This window comes from Deefgea tanakiae, assembly GCF_019665765.1.
GTDB lineage: Bacteria > Pseudomonadota > Gammaproteobacteria > Burkholderiales > Chitinibacteraceae > Deefgea > Deefgea tanakiae.
Genome location: NZ_CP081150.1, coordinates 610447 through 628058, shown reverse-complemented (window position 1 = coordinate 628058; position 17612 = coordinate 610447). Strand labels below are relative to the sequence as shown.

Annotated in this window: 11 protein-coding genes; 10 read left to right on the top strand and 1 reads right to left on the bottom strand. The window is 48.2% G+C overall.

Annotation, left to right across the window (positions count from 1 at the left end; genetic code table 11):
- The first annotated feature begins 65 nt into the window (after nucleotides 1-65).
- The 3 genes from K4H28_RS02960 to K4H28_RS02950 all read left to right on the top strand — a co-directional run bounded on the left by K4H28_RS02960 (nucleotide 66) and on the right by K4H28_RS02950 (nucleotide 6236).
- Nucleotides 66-1193 carry an ABC transporter ATP-binding protein gene (locus K4H28_RS02960; RefSeq protein WP_221006926.1) on the top strand — a complete coding sequence of 376 codons (1128 nt, stop codon included), beginning with the start codon at nucleotides 66-68 and terminating at the stop codon, nucleotides 1191-1193.
- A 121-nt stretch (nucleotides 1194-1314) separates the two neighbouring features.
- The gene (locus K4H28_RS02955) at nucleotides 1315-3693 is read left to right on the top strand and encodes an ATP-binding protein (RefSeq protein WP_221006925.1); all 2379 of its coding nucleotides are present in this window, start codon (nucleotides 1315-1317) and stop codon (nucleotides 3691-3693) included.
- Nucleotides 3694-3788: 95 nt separating this feature from the next.
- Nucleotides 3789-6236, top strand: a complete 2448-nt coding sequence (locus K4H28_RS02950) for an ATP-binding protein (protein ID WP_221006923.1) — start codon at nucleotides 3789-3791, stop codon at nucleotides 6234-6236.
- Here K4H28_RS02950 and K4H28_RS02945 read toward each other — a convergent pair.
- On the bottom strand, nucleotides 6233-7006 hold the full coding sequence (locus K4H28_RS02945) for an HAD-IIA family hydrolase (RefSeq protein ID WP_255573600.1): 774 nt from the start codon (nucleotides 7004-7006) through the stop codon (nucleotides 6233-6235). The genes K4H28_RS02950 and K4H28_RS02945 overlap by 4 nt on opposite strands.
- Nucleotides 7007-7138: 132 nt before the next feature.
- Between K4H28_RS02945 and K4H28_RS02940 the strand changes: the two genes are divergently transcribed.
- From K4H28_RS02940 to K4H28_RS02910, 7 genes are all read left to right on the top strand, one after another.
- Nucleotides 7139-7744: an IMPACT family protein gene (locus K4H28_RS02940; protein WP_221006920.1), complete on the top strand. Its 606-nt coding sequence runs from the start codon at nucleotides 7139-7141 to the stop codon at nucleotides 7742-7744.
- Between the two features lie 67 nt (nucleotides 7745-7811).
- Nucleotides 7812-8834 (top strand): tetratricopeptide repeat protein, encoded by a 1023-nt coding sequence (locus K4H28_RS02935; RefSeq protein WP_221006918.1) that lies wholly within the window; start codon nucleotides 7812-7814, stop codon nucleotides 8832-8834.
- Between the two features lie 81 nt (nucleotides 8835-8915).
- Nucleotides 8916-10070: an iron-containing alcohol dehydrogenase gene (locus tag K4H28_RS02930; protein ID WP_221006917.1), complete on the top strand. Its 1155-nt coding sequence runs from the start codon at nucleotides 8916-8918 to the stop codon at nucleotides 10068-10070.
- A gap of 65 nt (nucleotides 10071-10135) precedes the next feature.
- Nucleotides 10136-11143, top strand: a complete 1008-nt coding sequence (locus K4H28_RS02925) for a tetratricopeptide repeat protein (protein WP_221006915.1) — start codon at nucleotides 10136-10138, stop codon at nucleotides 11141-11143.
- Nucleotides 11144-11384: 241 nt separating this feature from the next.
- On the top strand, nucleotides 11385-15278 hold the full coding sequence (locus tag K4H28_RS02920) for a DUF3683 domain-containing protein (protein ID WP_308443471.1): 3894 nt from the start codon (nucleotides 11385-11387) through the stop codon (nucleotides 15276-15278).
- A 112-nt stretch (nucleotides 15279-15390) separates the two neighbouring features.
- The gene (locus K4H28_RS02915) at nucleotides 15391-15804 is read left to right on the top strand and encodes an HIT family protein (RefSeq protein ID WP_221006913.1); all 414 of its coding nucleotides are present in this window, start codon (nucleotides 15391-15393) and stop codon (nucleotides 15802-15804) included.
- Nucleotides 15801-17423, top strand: a complete 1623-nt coding sequence (locus K4H28_RS02910) for a cyclic-di-GMP receptor FimW-related protein (protein ID WP_221006911.1) — start codon at nucleotides 15801-15803, stop codon at nucleotides 17421-17423. Before K4H28_RS02915 ends, K4H28_RS02910 begins: the two co-directional genes overlap by 4 nt.
- The last annotated feature ends 189 nt before the right edge of the window (nucleotides 17424-17612 follow it).

The window sequence follows — 17612 nt, the reverse complement described above, 5'->3', positions numbered from 1 at the left end:
AACCAATAGATTAAATACTGGCATTGACATACCCAATGCAATGCCAGATTAACAAGGAATTGATCATGGCTAATGTTTGCCTCAATAATTTGTCCAAATCATACGATGGCAAAGCCAAAGTATTGGATAGCATTAATTTAGATATTCAACACGGCGAATTCGTCGTTTTGGTTGGCCCATCCGGCTGCGGTAAATCAACGCTGTTGCGGATGATTTGCGGCTTGGAGGCGATTACTGGCGGCGAATTGTCGATTGGCGATACCGTGGTAAATGATCTATCACCCGCTGATCGCGGCATCGCGATGGTGTTCCAAAGCTATGCGCTGTACCCGCACATGAGCGTGTATAAAAATATGGCGTTTGGCCTGAAAATCGCCGGCGAAAACAAAGCGCAAATCGATGTTCGCATTAAAAATGCCGCCAAGATTCTTAAGATTGATCATTTATTAGAACGTCTGCCACGTGAGCTCTCTGGTGGTCAACGCCAGCGCGTGGCGATTGGTCGCGCGATTGTGCGTGAACCGAAACTGTTCTTGTTTGATGAACCACTCTCCAATCTCGACGCCGCATTGCGCGTACAAACCCGCCTTGAAATCGCCAAATTGCACCGCGATTTAAACGCAACGATGGTGTATGTAACGCACGACCAAATCGAAGCGATGACACTCGGCGATAAAATCGTCGTCATGGAAGGCGGTCATATTCAGCAAGCCGGAACACCGCTTGAACTCTACCAACAACCAGCCAATTTGTTTGTGGCGGGTTTTATCGGCTCACCCAAAATGAATTTGCTCAAAGGCGTCGTGCAAGCGATTTTGCCAGAAGGTCTGTCGATTGCAATTTCTGGTGGCACCATGATTGAAGCCTTAGTTGCAAACAAAACAGCCAAAGTAGGTGACGAAGTAACAGTAGGTATACGCGCAGAGCACTTAGTTGAAGATAGCTACAGCGGAATACCCTTAAGTGGCGTCGTCAATTTAGTCGAACACTTAGGTGAAGCTAATTATCTTTACCTCACGCTCAATAATGGCAGCGATATTGTTGTGCGCGGTGATGGTGAGCGTGAAGTCAAACTGGGTACACCGATTACGATCAGTGCGCCTAGCAATGCGTTTCACGTCTTTAATGCCGAAGGTCAAGCGCTGCGCCGCTTAAAACCCGGCAATATGCAGTCTTCGCGCCATAAAACTTAATCAAAAACGAAGGGATATCAGAAAAGGGGCGAGTCCCCTTTTCAGCGTTTATCGCGATAAAACAGCATCAAAAATCGATTTTCTGTGCCATTCTGATGCATGTGCCTGCCAATAATCGACCATGACTGACGTTAGCCTGATCCCCGCTGAATTTGCCACACAACTCGCTCACATCGAAGCGACGTGGTCAGAAAACCCCGATGCCGCAGCAGCAGCCTGTGAAGCCATGATCGACCGTGCTCGTGAAGAACGCGAGCCACTCAGCCAAATTTTCGCCACCGAGTTGTACGGCCTGATTATGAATAACAAGGGCCAAGCGGTTGCTGCACGTAACTTACTCTATGAAGCCGTGCAGCAAGCGCAAGCACTGCACAACTTCCCGCTCGAAGCGCGCGTACATGAACAAATCGCTCGCTCTTACTACACTGCAGCTGACTATCGCACCGCGCTCAATCATTGGTTGCGCAGTGTCGAGCTAGCAGAACTCGCCAACGCTGAACCGACCACCTGGATTCTGGCCAAAATTGGCATTGGGCACATTTACGACGCACTCAATGACCCAGCGACTGCGGTTACTTTTTTTGAAACCGCAGCACAAAGAATTGATGAGGTGAACGACCCTTATCTTGACGCAAAAATTAAAATCAATCTGGGTGTGGCGCTCTTTAAATGCCAACACAATTTGGAGGCAAAACAAGCGCTCTATGCCGCCCTCGCGATTTGTATGCGCGAAAATTATTATGATTACACGGCAGAATCGAAATATCGACTGGCGGAAATCTTAATTCAAGAAGGCGAACTCGATACGGCACAGTCCCTTTTAGAGCGTGCCTTAGATTACTCACTGAAAGCCGAGCATCGCTGGAGTGAAGCCAATATCTATTCTGCGATTGCCGAAACCCATGCTCTGCAATCGAACTGGGAACACGCCATCTTTATCATTCGGCAAGGCCAAGCCGTTGCTCGCCGCAATGATTTTTCGCATGTATTGATGCGCCAGCATTTTGCCGCTGCGGATTATGCCGAACAACTACAACAGCCCACGCAGGCCTTAGCCGAATTTAAAGCCGGTTTTAAATTACAAGAGCAAATCAACACCGCCGCCCAGCCCGACCAATACCACGAGTTGGAACAAAAAACCGGTTTAAGACCCAACGCCAGCCATCTACTGCTTGATTTAGCCAATCACCCAGTCATTGAAAAAGGGAAAATCGACCAATTTCCTGATGTGATCTGCCAAGCGGCAGCGCAGATTTTATCGCTTAAGCGAGTGATCCTTTGGCAAAGACAAGGGCATCGTTTAGTCCCCATCACCACCTACTCTGGTAATGAATCTATCAAGGAAACTGCACTAGAAGAATCTCAACTAGCGGCTTTTTTCAATTGGCTGAATGAACATAAATCGCTCATTGCCCACGATGCGCTCCACCATCCCGATGCGTGGGACTTGGCCGAACACTATTTGAAACCACGCGGTGTTCTTTCTATCCTTGCCTTTCCAATTTTAAGTGGCGCAGAACAATTTGTTTTGATGTTTGAGCACGTTGGAGAACAAAGAAATTGGCTACCCGATGAAATTCAACACGCCAGCCAACTAGCCGATATCACTAGCCGTGCTTTTGCTAACCATGAACGGCATCACTTTCAAAGTGAGATTCATCTCCTGAATGCTCGTCTTACCGAAGCCAATGAAGCACTGGAAACACGCGTAGCCGAACGGACACAAACGCTAGAAATGGCAATGGAAAAATTAGTCCAATCGGAAAAGCTCGCCGCTTTAGGTAGCCTTGTTGCAGGGATTGCGCATGAACTCAATACGCCACTGGGTGCCGCCCTCACTTGCAGCACCACACTCAGCGCTGAAAGTCGCGAACTGATCCAGATGTTAAACAGCAATACCCTAAAGAAATCCAGCCTAGAAAATTTTGGCAGCACACTGATTGATGCGAGCCAACTGATTGAACGCAATCTAAACCGTGCCATCGAACTGGTCTGTGACTTTAAGCAAGTCGCTGTCGACACGACTAGCTCGCGTCGGCGAAAATTTAATTTACTTGCGACGGTGAATGACGTCGTCAAGATGTTCAATAGCCAAATTCGCCACTCCCAGCATCAAATCATCATAGACATACCCAGCGCAATTCAACTCGACAGCTATCCAGGCCCTTTCGAGCAAGTGCTCGCCAATTTGATTAACAATTCTCTGTTGCATGGTTTTGAATTGCTTAGCGCAGGAAAAATCAGAATTTCAGCCCTTCTCTACGAAGGCAACACCATTGAATTTTGCTATGAAGACAATGGCTGCGGCATCAAACCAGCGCTGCACAAAAAAGTATTTGAGCCTTTTTACACCACCAAACTCGGACAAGGCGGCAGCGGCCTTGGTATGTACATTACTTACAACATCATCACTGGGGTATTGGGTGGTGAGCTAAAGCTAGAAAGCGAAGTAGATCAATACACTCGATTTAACATCAAACTTCCGCTACTTGCACCCTAGTCCTACTTAGGTTCTGCTATGCGAATTTGTTTCGATAAAAACTGATAATTTTTCAATTTGTGCCAATCTAAATAATGCTGACTCGGTAACTCATCATGCCCGATTTGATTGAATCTACTAGTTTTTCGCAGGAAATCGCCCGTATAGAACGCTGCTGGCATCACACCCCTGCGCAAGCGCGCGCCGAGTGTGAAGTGCTAATCCAACAGGCACGCGAGCAGCGCGATCCACTCAGCCAAATCTATGCAGCCGAACTCTACGGCAAAATCATGGATCATGAAGGCAAGGCACTAGAGGCTCGCAATCTACTTTACGAGGCCATTCAACAAGCCCAAGCCATTCACAATTTCCCATTAGAAGCACGCATCCATGAGCAAATTGCCCGCTCACACTACAGCGTCGGTGACTATCGCACCGCATTACAAAACTGGCTGCGCTGCATTGAACTATCAGAATTAGCTGATTCCGAGCCAACCATCTGGATGTTAGCCAAAGTCGGGCTAGGGCAAATTTATGATGCTTTGGGTGACCCAGAAACGGCCGTTATTTTTCATCAGGCCGCTGCTGAACGAAGCAATGAAGTCAACGACCCCTATTTAGATGCCAAAATTCAAATTAATCTTGGCGTTAACCTACAAAAATGTGGCCGAAGCACTGAGGCAACGAAGGCACTAAATCGCGCATTAACAATCTGCCTACAACACAATTACCATGATTACACTGCTGAATCCTATTTCCGCTTGTCCGAAGTCGCCATCCAACAAGGCGAACTCGATCAAGCAATGTCTCAGCTAGAGCAAGCACTACTCTTTGCCCGGAAAGTCAATTATCGCTGGGGAGAAGCCAATATCTTCAATGCAATGGCGGAGATTTACGCGCTACGGCAAGATTGGCTCAAAGCCATTGAAACCCTGCACCATGGCCAAGATATTTCGATCCAAAATGATTTTTCACATATTTTGATGCGCCAGCATATTGCGGCAGCCAGCTACGCCGAGCGGATGTTCAACTTACCGCTTGCATTAGCCGAGCTCAAAGCAGGATTTGAATTTCAGCAAAAACTCAATGCCAGCAGCCAACCTAATCAGCGCAAAGAACTTGAACAACAAACAGGGTTGCGCAGCAGCGTCAGTAATATGATTATCGATTTGGCCAACCATCCCGCTATTGAAGAAGGTGAATTTTCAAATTTCCCCAGCATCATCTGCCAAGCAGCCAGCCAAATTCTCGAAGTAGCGCGGGTCGGCTTTTGGCAACTCGATGAGCAAAGTCAACAATTACGCTGCATCTGCCTGTTTGATCAAGCCAGTAGTAGCTCGCAAATCGAAGCGCCACTACGGCCAACCGACATGCCGATTTTTTTCAATTGGCTATCGCAGCACAAATCATTAATCGCCCACGATGCCCTGCACCACCCTGATGCATGGGACTTGACCGAACATTACCTACACCAACACGGTGTTCAATCGGTGCTCGCCTTCCCCATTCATAGTGATTTTGGTCGCCACATTATGATGTTTGAGCACATCGGCGAGCAAAGAAATTGGCTGCCAGATGATATTCAACACGCCAGCCAAGTGACCGATATTGCCAGCCGCGCGCTGGCCAATCATGAACGACACGCCTTCCAGAATGAAATTCATGTACTAAACGCCAAACTACTCGACACCAATGATGCACTCGAAGCTCGTGTTTTGGAGCGCACCCAAGCGCTTGCACAAAGCAATCAAGACTTACATCAAGCCATGAATAAATTAGTGCAATCAGAAAAACTCGCCGCACTTGGTGGTTTGGTGGCTGGCATCGCCCATGAACTTAATACCCCACTAGGCGCCGCTCTGACCTGCAGCACAACGCTCAGCGCAGAAAGTAAAGAATTGTCGATGCATCTACAAAACAATACGCTGAAGAAATCCATTTTAGAAAGTTTTGTCGCAACCAGCATCAGCGCCAGTCAACTCATTGAACGCAATCTGCATCGCGCTAGTGAATTAGTTAGCGACTTTAAACAAGTCGCTGTTGATACCACCAGTGCACGTCGTCGAACCTTTGACTTATTTGAAACCGTCGATGATGTCGTCAATATGTTACATAGCCAAATGCGCCACACGCAGCACCAACTACAGATCAATATTCCCAACGGCATTATGATGGACAGCTTTCCCGGCGCCTTTGAGCAAGTGATTGCCAACCTGATCAACAATTCACTCCTGCACGGTTTTGAGCATAAAAAAGAAGGACAAATGTCACTCACGGTCAGTCCAGATGGTGCAGATAAAGTCACGCTGATTTATGAAGACAACGGCTGCGGGATTCCCAGTGAATTACAGCGCCGTGTTTTTGACCCGTTTTACACCACGAAACTCGGCCAAGGCGGTAGCGGTCTTGGACTTTACATCACCTACAACCTAATTACTGGTGTATTGGGCGGAGAGCTAAACTTAGAAAGCGTTGCAGGGCAATACACTCGATTTATGATAAAGCTCCCCTTGGTGGCACCCCAAACATCCAGTGAGCCTAGCGATGCTTCATTACCCACTTAGAGCTGGCTAAACTCAATCTCACCCACGTGGTTAAATACATAATCAGGCCGATACGGAAAATCATCGAGCATCGCCAAAGTCGATACGCCCGACAGCACCAGCGCCGTTTTCATTCCGGCCTCCATACCGCCAACAATATCGGTATCCATTCGATCACCGACCATCACGCATTCTTCGGGGTGAACGCCCAATTTGCGACTAGCGAGCATCATCATCAGCGCATTTGGTTTACCAACGATATAGGGCTTTTTGCCCGTCGCCGCTGAAATCGCCGCGAGAATCGTCCCCGCTGCAGGCTCATTCCCGCCGCCTTCAACGGGATCGATCATATCGGGATTAGTGCCGATAAATTTTGCGCCTTGATCAATAAAACGCACCGCTTTTTTCAGTTGTTCAAAACTAAATGTCGATGATTTGGCGACCACGACATAATCTGGATTGGATTCAGAAATCGAAAAGCCCACGTTGTACAATTCATTAATCAAGCCGCCGCCACCAATCACATACACCTTGGCGCGCTCTTTTTGTTGCCGTAAAAACATCGCCGTTGCCATCGCACTGGTGATGAAGTTGTCTTCCGTTAAACCATGAATGCCTAAACTCTCGACCTTCAACTTTAAATCCAGCGGCGTTTGCTCGGCATTATTGGTCAAAAACAAAAAAGGAATTTTGGCAACTAACAGTTTTTGCACAAACTCATTGGCGCCCGGAATCAATTGTTTACCTCGGTAAATCACGCCGTCCATATCGGAAATAATGCTTTTGATCATCGACCTACTCCCAAAAAATAAACCATTCTGCCAAGACTACACCAAGCTTGCAGCGACCGCAGCCAAAAACCACCAGACCTTGATTTACGTTCGCAATCCACACAAGGCGGCGCGACGGCGTAAAATAGCCCGATGAGCACCACTTTAGCCACTGCAGTGACTGCAGAAATTATCATCAAGAAAAGCCGGTTTATCGGTCATGTAATTCCGGTGAGCAACCGCGCGACAGCGATGTTATTGATCCAAGAATTTAAGCAACAGCACCCAGAGGCTCGCCATGTCTGCTGGGCGCTACGGGCAGGAGGTGAATCGGGCATGTCGGACGATGGCGAGCCATCAGGCACCGCAGGTCGACCGATGATGCAGGTCTTGCAGCACAAGCATCTGGACAGCGTACTGGCCGTGGTAATTCGCTATTTTGGCGGTATCAAACTGGGAGCTGGTGGCCTCACGCGAGCGTATACGGATGCGATTGCCAGCCCGCTTCTGGCCGCCGAATATATAGAGCAAATACGGTATGAACACTGCCAACTGGCACTGCCGTTTGCGGATGAAAACAAAGTGCGGCATTACTTGCAACAGCATGGCGGCGACATTACCAAACTCGACTATACCGAGCACGAAGTGATACTGAGCTTATCGATTCAAGCCAGCGACTATCAAGCAGCGCTCACGCAACTACATCAGCTCTGTCGAGGTCAAACTCGCTTACTTGATATTGAATTTGAATCAATCTAGCACTAGAAAAGTTTGAGCATTTATTCGGCAATGCGTATCCTTGTTGCTTGATATGTGCAGGTGCAATATGAATAATCTAGAAGCCCGCATTCGCGAATTATTAGCTTTCAGCAAATCACTGACCTATACCGATCCACAAGCCGCGATTGCGCATGCGATCGAAGCGAGTCAATTGGCGGCTCAAGGTTGCGAGCCACAATTACAAATCGCAGTGCTGCACCAGCATATGAGTTTGCTATTTGCACTAGGGCAAATTCATGAAGGGTGTCATGTCCTGTTTCCAGCCTTAGTGACTGCCGAAGCACATAATCTTGAAAGCGAACGTGGTGATTTATTGCATCATCTTGGTGTTGCGCATTACACGCTCGGCGAATACATCACCGCGATTGATTATTGGTCTGATTGCCTCAACTTGGGTAATGCACAGTTTTCAGCCGAAACAAGGATTCATGCCCACATTGGGATCGGTCAAATTTATTATGCCTGCGGCAAATTTACCGATGCGTTACGCCATCATCAAGCGGCCGAGCGCTGGCTCAGTGCAGAGACGGATGAAGAACTCCGCGCCCGATTACTCATAAATATCGCCGCCGATTTATATGAGCTGGCCGAGTATGAAACCGCTCAAGCCGTTTTAGATCAGGCCGAAGAAATTACGCAACGACTCAATCACCTTGAATACCTTGGTGAAATCTATTCATACAAAACCCTCATTGCGATGCTGACCGGCCAATTTGAAGTGGCTCACCAATTCATCGAGCAAGGAAGGCGCTTAGTACGAATTTGGGCTTGGGGCGAAATCAGCTGGTATATCGTCAAGGCGCGCATTCAACATTCAGAAGGCCAATTAACTGAAGCCCTTGTCGGCTTTACCCAAGCTTTAGAAATGGCAGTCAAAATGGGTTGTGGTCACAAGGTCTTTATCATTCATCAGTTTCTCGCTCAAGTATTTAGCACACTAGGGCAAACCAAAGCATCTGAATACCATCACAAGCTCTACCAAGAGCATTTTCATCGCTTACTTGATCCGAGTTTATTTGATCGACTCGCTCAACTCGAAACTGAAATTGAAAAAATAGGCAATGTATAGCCCCGTATCAATTAATAGACATATCCTTTAGCCAAATACATCCGACATCAAATACAAAATCGACGCACCAATGGAGCAACCATGCAAAACTTTAGCTTCCATAATCCATGCCAAATAGAGTTTGGCGCAGGACAAATTAGCAAACTCAGTGCCCTAATTCCTAGCGATGCTCGAGTATTACTACTGTATGGTGGTGGCAGCATCAAACACAACGGCGTGTACGATGAAGTCGTCGCTGCGCTCAGCCAGCATCACTGGCAAGCATTTGCAGGCGTTGAGCCAAATCCTGAATATGAAACGCTAATGCGGGCGGTTGAGTTTGCCCGCGAGCAAAACTTAGACTTTATTTTGGCTGTTGGCGGTGGCTCGGTCATTGATGGCGCTAAATTTGTTGCCGCTGCCGTGCCTCACGATGGCGATTGTTGGCTCATTATTGGTAATCGTGTTCCAATCAAAACTGCGCTACCGATTGGCGTTGTCCTGACATTACCCGCGACCGGCTCGGAAAGTAATTTTGCCGCTGTGATTTCACGCCGTGAAACCAATGACAAATTGTCATTCAAAAACGCCAAAGTCTTCCCCCAATTTGCCATCCTAGACCCCAAATCGACGATGAGTTTGCCTGCACGGCAAATCGGCAATGGCGTCGTCGATGCTTTTGTTCACACCACTGAGCAATATCTGACTTACCCTTGCGAAGCCTTGCTGCAAGACCGTTTTGCCGAAGGTATTTTGCAAACCTTAATCGAAATAGGCGCGCAGACCCTTGCTGAGCCAAACGATTACAACGCCCGTGCCAATCTAATGTGGGCAGCGAATCAAGCACTGTATGGCATGGTCGGACTGGGTCAAGCACAAGACTGGGCGACGCACGCCATGGGGCATGAACTGACCATGCTGCACGGACTCGATCACGCACAAACCTTGGCGATAATTTTGCCTGCACTCTGGCGTTACCGTTTTGAGAGCAAAAAAGCCAAGCTCGCTCAATACGGACGCCGAGTTTGGCAATTGAGCGGCGAAGATGAACAGGTAGCACGACAAGCCATTGAAAAAACAGCTGATTTTTTCAATGCAATGGGCTTGTCAACCCGCCTTAGCGCCTATCAAATTGATGCGAAAATTGCCGCCGATGGCGTAGCAGCACAGCTAACGCGACATGGCCGCGTCAAGCTTGGCGAGCATTTCGACCTCACGCCAGAAGATTGCCGTGCCATTTTACTCACAGCGCATTAATCTCGCTGGGGCGCTGAAGCGCAGTAGTGGTATGCTGCGCCTCCGGCAGCCCGTATTGCATAAAAATGACTCTCGTTGAACTTGAGCGAAATCTGAATCGCGCACAAAAGCTCGTCCACACCCAAAGTGGCGAAGCGCTGAACTTGGCTTTTGGCGCGAGGGATTACGCACGTAGTTTTAACCAGCCCAAACTGGAAGCAAAAGCGCTCTCCATATGTGCCTTAGCGACTTTCAACTTTGGCAATAATGAAGATGCTTTGGCCTATCTTGCCGAGTTAGATCAGCTCGCTCAACACCACAACATTGGTGAGTATGAAGGCAAAGCCTATAGTTTATATGCCCAAGCACAATACACCCTAGGTGCATATCATTTATCACGAGACAGCTGGAATCGCTGCCTCACACTACCTGATAGCGCCATCGATCTCGAAACGCGCGTACAAGCCCATGTTGGCCTAGGCCAGTTATATTACGCCCACGAGCATTTTCAAACCGCACTCGCCCACCATCGCAAAGCGGAAGACCTCGCTGCAGGTTCAGAAGACTATCATTTACAAGGTGCGATTCTGATTAATATCGCCGCAGATTTAATCGCGTGCGGGCAATTGGATGAAGCCTATGCAGTACTCAAAGGTGCACTGCCACTAGTACGTGCCGATCAAAGCTACCGTAACGAAGCTGAAATTTATATGCATATGGGCCGGATTCAATTACTGCGTGGGGAGCTTGATCGCGCAAAAATGAGTTTGATGGTCGCACTCAAAATAAACCGACTACACATCCATCAATGGAGTGAAGCCAATACACTATTAACACTGGGTGAATGCCACATTGCAAAAGGTGATTTTTCTCATGCGGTCGCAGAGCTCAACTCCGCTTTAATTACCGCCACCGCATTGGGTGCACTGCACTTGCAATCATCGATTCATTCCATTTTAGCAAAAGCATTTACTGCGATTGGTGAACCGGCATCAGCCGAGCAACATCAGGCATCCTATCTCAATTTACGGCAGCAAATTTTGGCCGAACGCCACGAAACTCAGCTTGAGACGATGGAACTGAATTTAGTCTAAACGCAAAAAAACGACTGAATACACGGCCAAAATCAACGAACATCGGTGCCAATACCCAAGGATTCACTCAGCACGACAAGCGTAGTTCGCACGCACTTGCTCGACTCACATCAAAAATCAGTCATTTTTTAGCACTGAATAAAGCATTCTTTACATACCCACACTAAATTTGCGAGTTTCAACACGCGTTTTTCCGTTAAAATTCACTCTTTAGCCGTAATGCCTGCTGGAGACGCCCTTCATGATGGATCCCACCGCCGCGACTTTGCTTGTAACGCCTGAACATGTTGCATCACCCGAACGTCTTCGCGAAATTCCCTACAACTACACCTCGTTTTCTGATCGCGAAATTGTGATTCGCTTGATGGGGGAAGACGCATGGCGTGTATTGGATGAATTACGCCAAGAACGTAAGACTGGCCGTTCAGCACGCATGCTGTTTGAAGTATTGGGCGACATCTGGGTGGTGAAGCGCAATCCTTACGTGCAAGACGATTTGCTCGAAAACCACAAACGTCTGCAATTACTGGTTGAGGCGATGCACCACCGCCTATCGGAAATTGAAAAGCGCCGCCAAGACAACGAACGTGTCAACATCCTTCTAGCGCGGACTCGCCAAGCAGTGGACGCCTTTGAGCGCGAATTCCGCGATGTAGCTATTTTGCGTAAGAAAACGCTAAAAAAAATGGCCAGCATTACCAAGCGCGACAATATCCAATTTGATGGTTTATCGCGTGTCAGCCATGTCACGGATGCGACCGACTGGCGCGTTGAATACCCATTCGTCGTACTGTGCCCGGACACCGAAGCCGAAATGGCGCCGATTGTCGCGGCCTGTATCGAATTGGGTTTGACGATTATTCCACGTGGTGGTGGCACGGGCTACACCGGCGGTGCAGTGCCGCTCACCCCCCTGTCAGCCGTCATTAACACTGAAAAACTCGATCGCCACCAAGGCGTTGAGAAAATGCGTATTCCCGGCGTAGATCACGAAATCAGCACGATTCAATGTGGTGCAGGTGTTGTTACCCGCCGCGTGATGGAGGCTGCTGAAGAAGCCGGTCTGGTGTTTGCTGTTGATCCAACCTCAGCAGACGCATCCTGTATTGGCGGCAATGTCGCAATGAATGCCGGCGGTAAAAAAGCAGTTTTGTGGGGCACTGCGCTCGACAATCTAGTCAGCTGGAAAATGGTCGACCCCGATGGTAATTGGCTATTTATTGAGCGTATGGATCACAACCTCGGCAAAATCCACGATGCCGCGCAGGCCACATTTAAAATTTCTAAATTTAAACCGAATGGCAGCACTAAAATCGGTGAAGAAATACTGGTCATTCCTGGTGCCAAATTCAGAAAAGAAGGCCTCGGTAAAGACGTTACCGACAAATTCTTGGCGGGTTTACCTGGCATTCAAAAAGAAGGCTGTGATGGCCTAATTACCAGCGCGCGCTTTGTACTGCACCGCATGCCGAGCCATGTGCGCACCGTTTGTTTGGAATTTTTTGGCGAAGTTAGCCGTGCCGTACCATCAATTGTTGAAATCAAAGACTACCTCGATGCCCACAAAACCGTGCAACTAGCAGGTTTAGAGCATTTGGATTGGCGCTATGTGCGTGCCGTTGGTTATTCAACCAAGGCAAAATCAAAAGGCCGCCCAAAAATGGTACTCATCGCGGATATTGTTTCCGATGATGAACGCGCCTTGGGTGAAGCAACTAGCCATGTTGTGCAACTCGCTAATGCGCGCGGCGGTGAAGGTTTTGTTGCGGTTCTGCCAGAACAACGCAAGAAATTTTGGCTTGATCGTGCGCGCACGGCGGCGATTGCCAAACACACCAACGCCTTCAAAATTAACGAAGACGTTGTGATTCCATTGCATCGCTTGGGCGATTATTCAGATGCGATTGAACGCATCAATATTGAGCTCTCTATTCATAACAAAATGGAATTACTCGATAAATTTACCGAGTTCTTCCAACAAGGCCGCTTACCATTTGACGCGAGTGAGTCTCCTGTTAGCCATGATGTATTGATTGGTGATCGCCGTGAATCGGCACTGGCCTTTATCGATAAAGCACGTACACACTGGACTTGGCTCAGCCGTAATTTGGATGATGCTTTTGAACTCTATCAAACTGCATTCCCAGCGATGCCGCTGGAAAAAACACTCGATCCAGATGAATTGCCACAAAGCGTGTTCCACGCGATTCGCGATTCAATCTTGCGTATTTCATACAAACGCGAATTACTGACCGATCTAGAAGTCCTATTCGGTGGCCGAGCCGACAAGTTGATTTTGGATGCAATCCACGCTATCCAGCAAAAAGTCCTGAAAAGTCGAACGTGGGTCGCGCTGCATATGCATGCTGGTGACGGTAATGTGCACACCAATATTCCGGTCAATTCCGACGATTACGAAATGCTACAACGCGCGCATCATGCGGTTGCGCGGATTATGCAAGTCGCTCGTGATTTGAACGGCGTGATTTCGGGTGAACACGGCATTGGGATTACCAAATACGAATTCTTGACGCGTGAAGAACTAGCACCATTTGAAGCCTACAAGCAAAGAATCGATCCAAACGGGCATTTCAACAAAGGCAAATTGATGCCGGGCGCTGACTTGCGCGACGCGTATACGCCATCATTTAGCCTGCTCGGTACTGAATCGCTGATCTTGGAGCAATCGGACATCGGCAATATCAGCAATATGGTCAAAGATTGCTTGCGTTGCGGCAAGTGCAAACCCGTTTGCACCACGCACGTCCCGCGCGCGAACTTGCTCTATAGCCCACGCAATAAGATTTTGGCAACAGGCTTGCTCACCGAAGCGTTCTTGTACGAAGAACAAACCCGCCGTGGCATCTCGCTGAAGCATTTTGAAGAGCTCGGTGATGTTGCTGACCATTGCACCGTCTGCCATCGCTGCGTGAATCCTTGTCCAGTCGATATCGACTTTGGCGATGTGACGATTGCGATGCGCAATTTCTTGCGCAAAGAAGGCAAAAAGAAATTCAATCCAGGCTCAGCGCTGGGGATGGCGTTCTTGACGATGAAAGACCCAGCAACGATCAAATTGATGCGTAAAGTCATGATCGAATGGGGCTATCAAGGACAACGCTTGGCGCATACTTTGGCTAAACGCTTTGGCCTGATTAAAGGCGTAACCAAAGCACCACCCGCCACATTAGGAACGGCTTCGCTCAAAGCACAGGTCATTCACTTTGTGAATAAACCAATGCCAGGTGGACTACCGAAGAAAACAGCACGTGCCCTGCTCGATGTCGAAGACAGCAATGTGGTGCCAGTGATTCGTGATCCAAAACGCTTGAATGAAGACACCGAAGCGGTGTTCTACTTCCCTGGCTGCGGCTCAGAGCGATTGTTTAGCCAAGTGGGTTTAGCAACGCAAGCGATGTTGTGGCATGTGGGTGCCACGACGGTGTTACCACCAGGCTATCTCTGCTGTGGCTACCCGCAAACATCGAGCGGCCAGCAAGATAAGGGCGACAAAATCACGATGGACAACCGCGTGTTATTCCACCGTTTAGCCAATACACTCAATTATCTAGATATCAAAACGGTGCTCGTTTCATGCGGTACGTGTATGGATCAGCTGCAAAAATATCGCTTTGAGGAAATTTTCCCCGGCTGCCGACTACTTGACATTCATGAGTATCTACTTGAAAAAGGCGTAAAACTTGAAGGTGTGAGTGGTACCCAGTATATGTATCACGAGCCATGCCATACGCCGATGAAGACGTATAAAGGTATCGACGTGGCCAATGAACTAATGGGCCAACGCGTGGATTTGAATGATCGCTGCTGCGGTGAATCGGGTACTTTTGCGGTTGCGCGTCCAGACATCTCAACGCAAGTTCGTTTCCGCAAACAAGAGGAAATGGAAAAAGGCGCAGCCAAACTTCGGGCTGATTCGGGTAGTGATAAAACGCCGGTTAAAATCTTGACATCTTGCCCTTCGTGCATGCAAGGCTTGAGCCGTTACGATGATGATTCGGGCACCACCGCTGATTACATCGTTGTCGAAATTGCCAAAAATGTATTAGGGCAAAACTGGATGCCGGAATACGTGAAGCAAGCCAGCAACGGCGGGATTGAGCGCGTACTTTTGTAATGAATTGTTAACCTTCACACAATAGGGTGCAGCTTATCGCTGCACCCTATTTTTTTAAACTCAATTCTGTTTATAATCAATTCATAACAAGCCTCATTTCACGGAAAAACCCATGGTTCTCGACTGCCCCCTTTGCACCGCTGTCGGTGGCGAATTGATTTGGCAAAATGAATTTGCACGCGTCATTTTTGCCGACGAAGCCGCTTACCCAGGATTTTGCCGTGTCGTTTTAAATCGCCACGTTGCCGAAATGACGGATTTAAATGCCAACGAGCGCGTTGAATTGATGAATATTGTGTGGGCCGTCGAAAAAACCATTCGTAGCACACTTAATCCAGACAAAATTAACCTCGCTTGCTTGGGTAATATGGTGCCACATTTGCATTGGCATATTATTCCTCGCTGGACTAATGACCAACACTTCCCCGCCCCCATCTGGGCGGAGGCTGCTCGCCAAACGAGCCACACAGTCGATGAAACGGTATTGATGCAATTGAAACAACAACTCGCGCAGTTACAGCCATGAGCATTGATCTATTTAGGCAGCGCCTACCCGCGATTTCCGGCAACAAATCACCGCCATTCCAAGATGCACGCAGTGCACGAGATTGGCTTAAATTATTACCACTGATTAATGTCACTGTTGCGCATGCCGAAATGCTCACCTCACTGGAGGAACTCAATTGCAGCAATATTTCTGGCCTCGATAGCCTAAAAATCATTGAGCAATTTCGTGAGTCTGCGCATGTCTTGCAAGAAGGCTTACTCAGTCGCTACACACAAAAAGCAATTCCACTAGCAGAAATTGAACTGCAGGCATGGCAAAGTGCGCTGCAACTCTGGCAAGCTTTTGAAAAAGCCTATGGCCGCTGCTGGCATACGGCACTATCAGGCCAAACGGATGTGGCTGAGTTTATGCCGCTACTGGCTGAACGTACTTTGTATTACAGCTTAAAAGTCAATTTCAGCTATTTACTAATCAACACCACTATTCCTAGCGAGCAATGGGCACAACAATTTACGTATTACCAACTCGCTCAGGTATTGGGCGTCGCACAAAAAAAAGCCAAAGACAGCCTCATTAGCATTGGCGGCAGCACTACCGCTGAGAATATTTTCATTCACAGTTTACTGCTGAACGTGGCCAATCCATTTCAATATAACTTACGCTATTTGCTATGGATTAACGAGTGCCTCGAAGTGTTCGCTAGCCGCTGCACACTCGAGCACATCGCAGAAACACTACCGAATCGATCTGCTTATACCATCGATTTTTTAGCGCCATCCGCACCGGAACGCTTAGATAAACCTTCAAAAGACAGTCAAACATCAATCAGTACTTTATTACTTGCCCAAGCGCTCAGTAAACGAATCAAACTACTTCGCAACGGGGAAATGCCCGAAAAAATTGGTCTTGGCACCACACTGAGCCCGCAAGCGGCGGAAGCACTTTTGACTGATTTATATCGCCAATGGTGCGACCATCCCGTTGAGCGCAGCCTGCCACGACGTGAAACCCAAAATCCAGTTGCAGTCGGCTTTGGCCTGACTAATTTACATCACTGGATGGCAGAGGGTCGCTTTGCACCCGCGCCACAAGATGAATCTCAGTTAAGCAGTCAAGAATTAATGCAAATTCGTTTGTTTGGTCAAACTAGCGCGATGAATACCCCTGTTGTCCTTCCGCATGTCATCACCAATCCATGGCAAACTATCGATGAAACCGCGACAGGATTACGGCTGCAACGCACCCACGATGGCGAAAGAATCAATCTGCAGCAATTGCTCATCATTAAAGACCAGCAACAATTTTTAATTGGCAGCATTCGCTGGCTCTGTGATCAAGTCAATGATCTACAAATCGGCGTCAAATTGTTACCGGGGCAACCTCAAGCTGCCACCATTCGCGCCCAAGATGCCGCCCGTTTTGGCCAAACAGACCATACCGAAGTGCTATTGATTCCAGCGATTGTTGCATTACAGCTGCCGAATACACTGATACTTCCAGCAGGCTGGTTTCGCCAAGGTCGGCTATTGGAATTATGGGATGGACATCGGAAAACTCGAATTCGTTTGGTGAGTATTTTAAGCCGCGGCTTAGATTTTGAACGAATCCACTTTGTCGCTTCTGGTGGAATGAATTAATGGTCATGTTTAGATTGGGTGTTGATGGTTTTAAGTGCCAGCGGCACGGTGTTTTACAATCGCAATCCGCAATGGGGACTTACTTTTCTTTTCGCTGCGAGAAGTAAGCAAAAGAAGGCGTCCCATATATCTGCACCGACTTCATCGGCTTGATATGAGGGGTTTTAAAACCCCAACTCAACGAGCGCG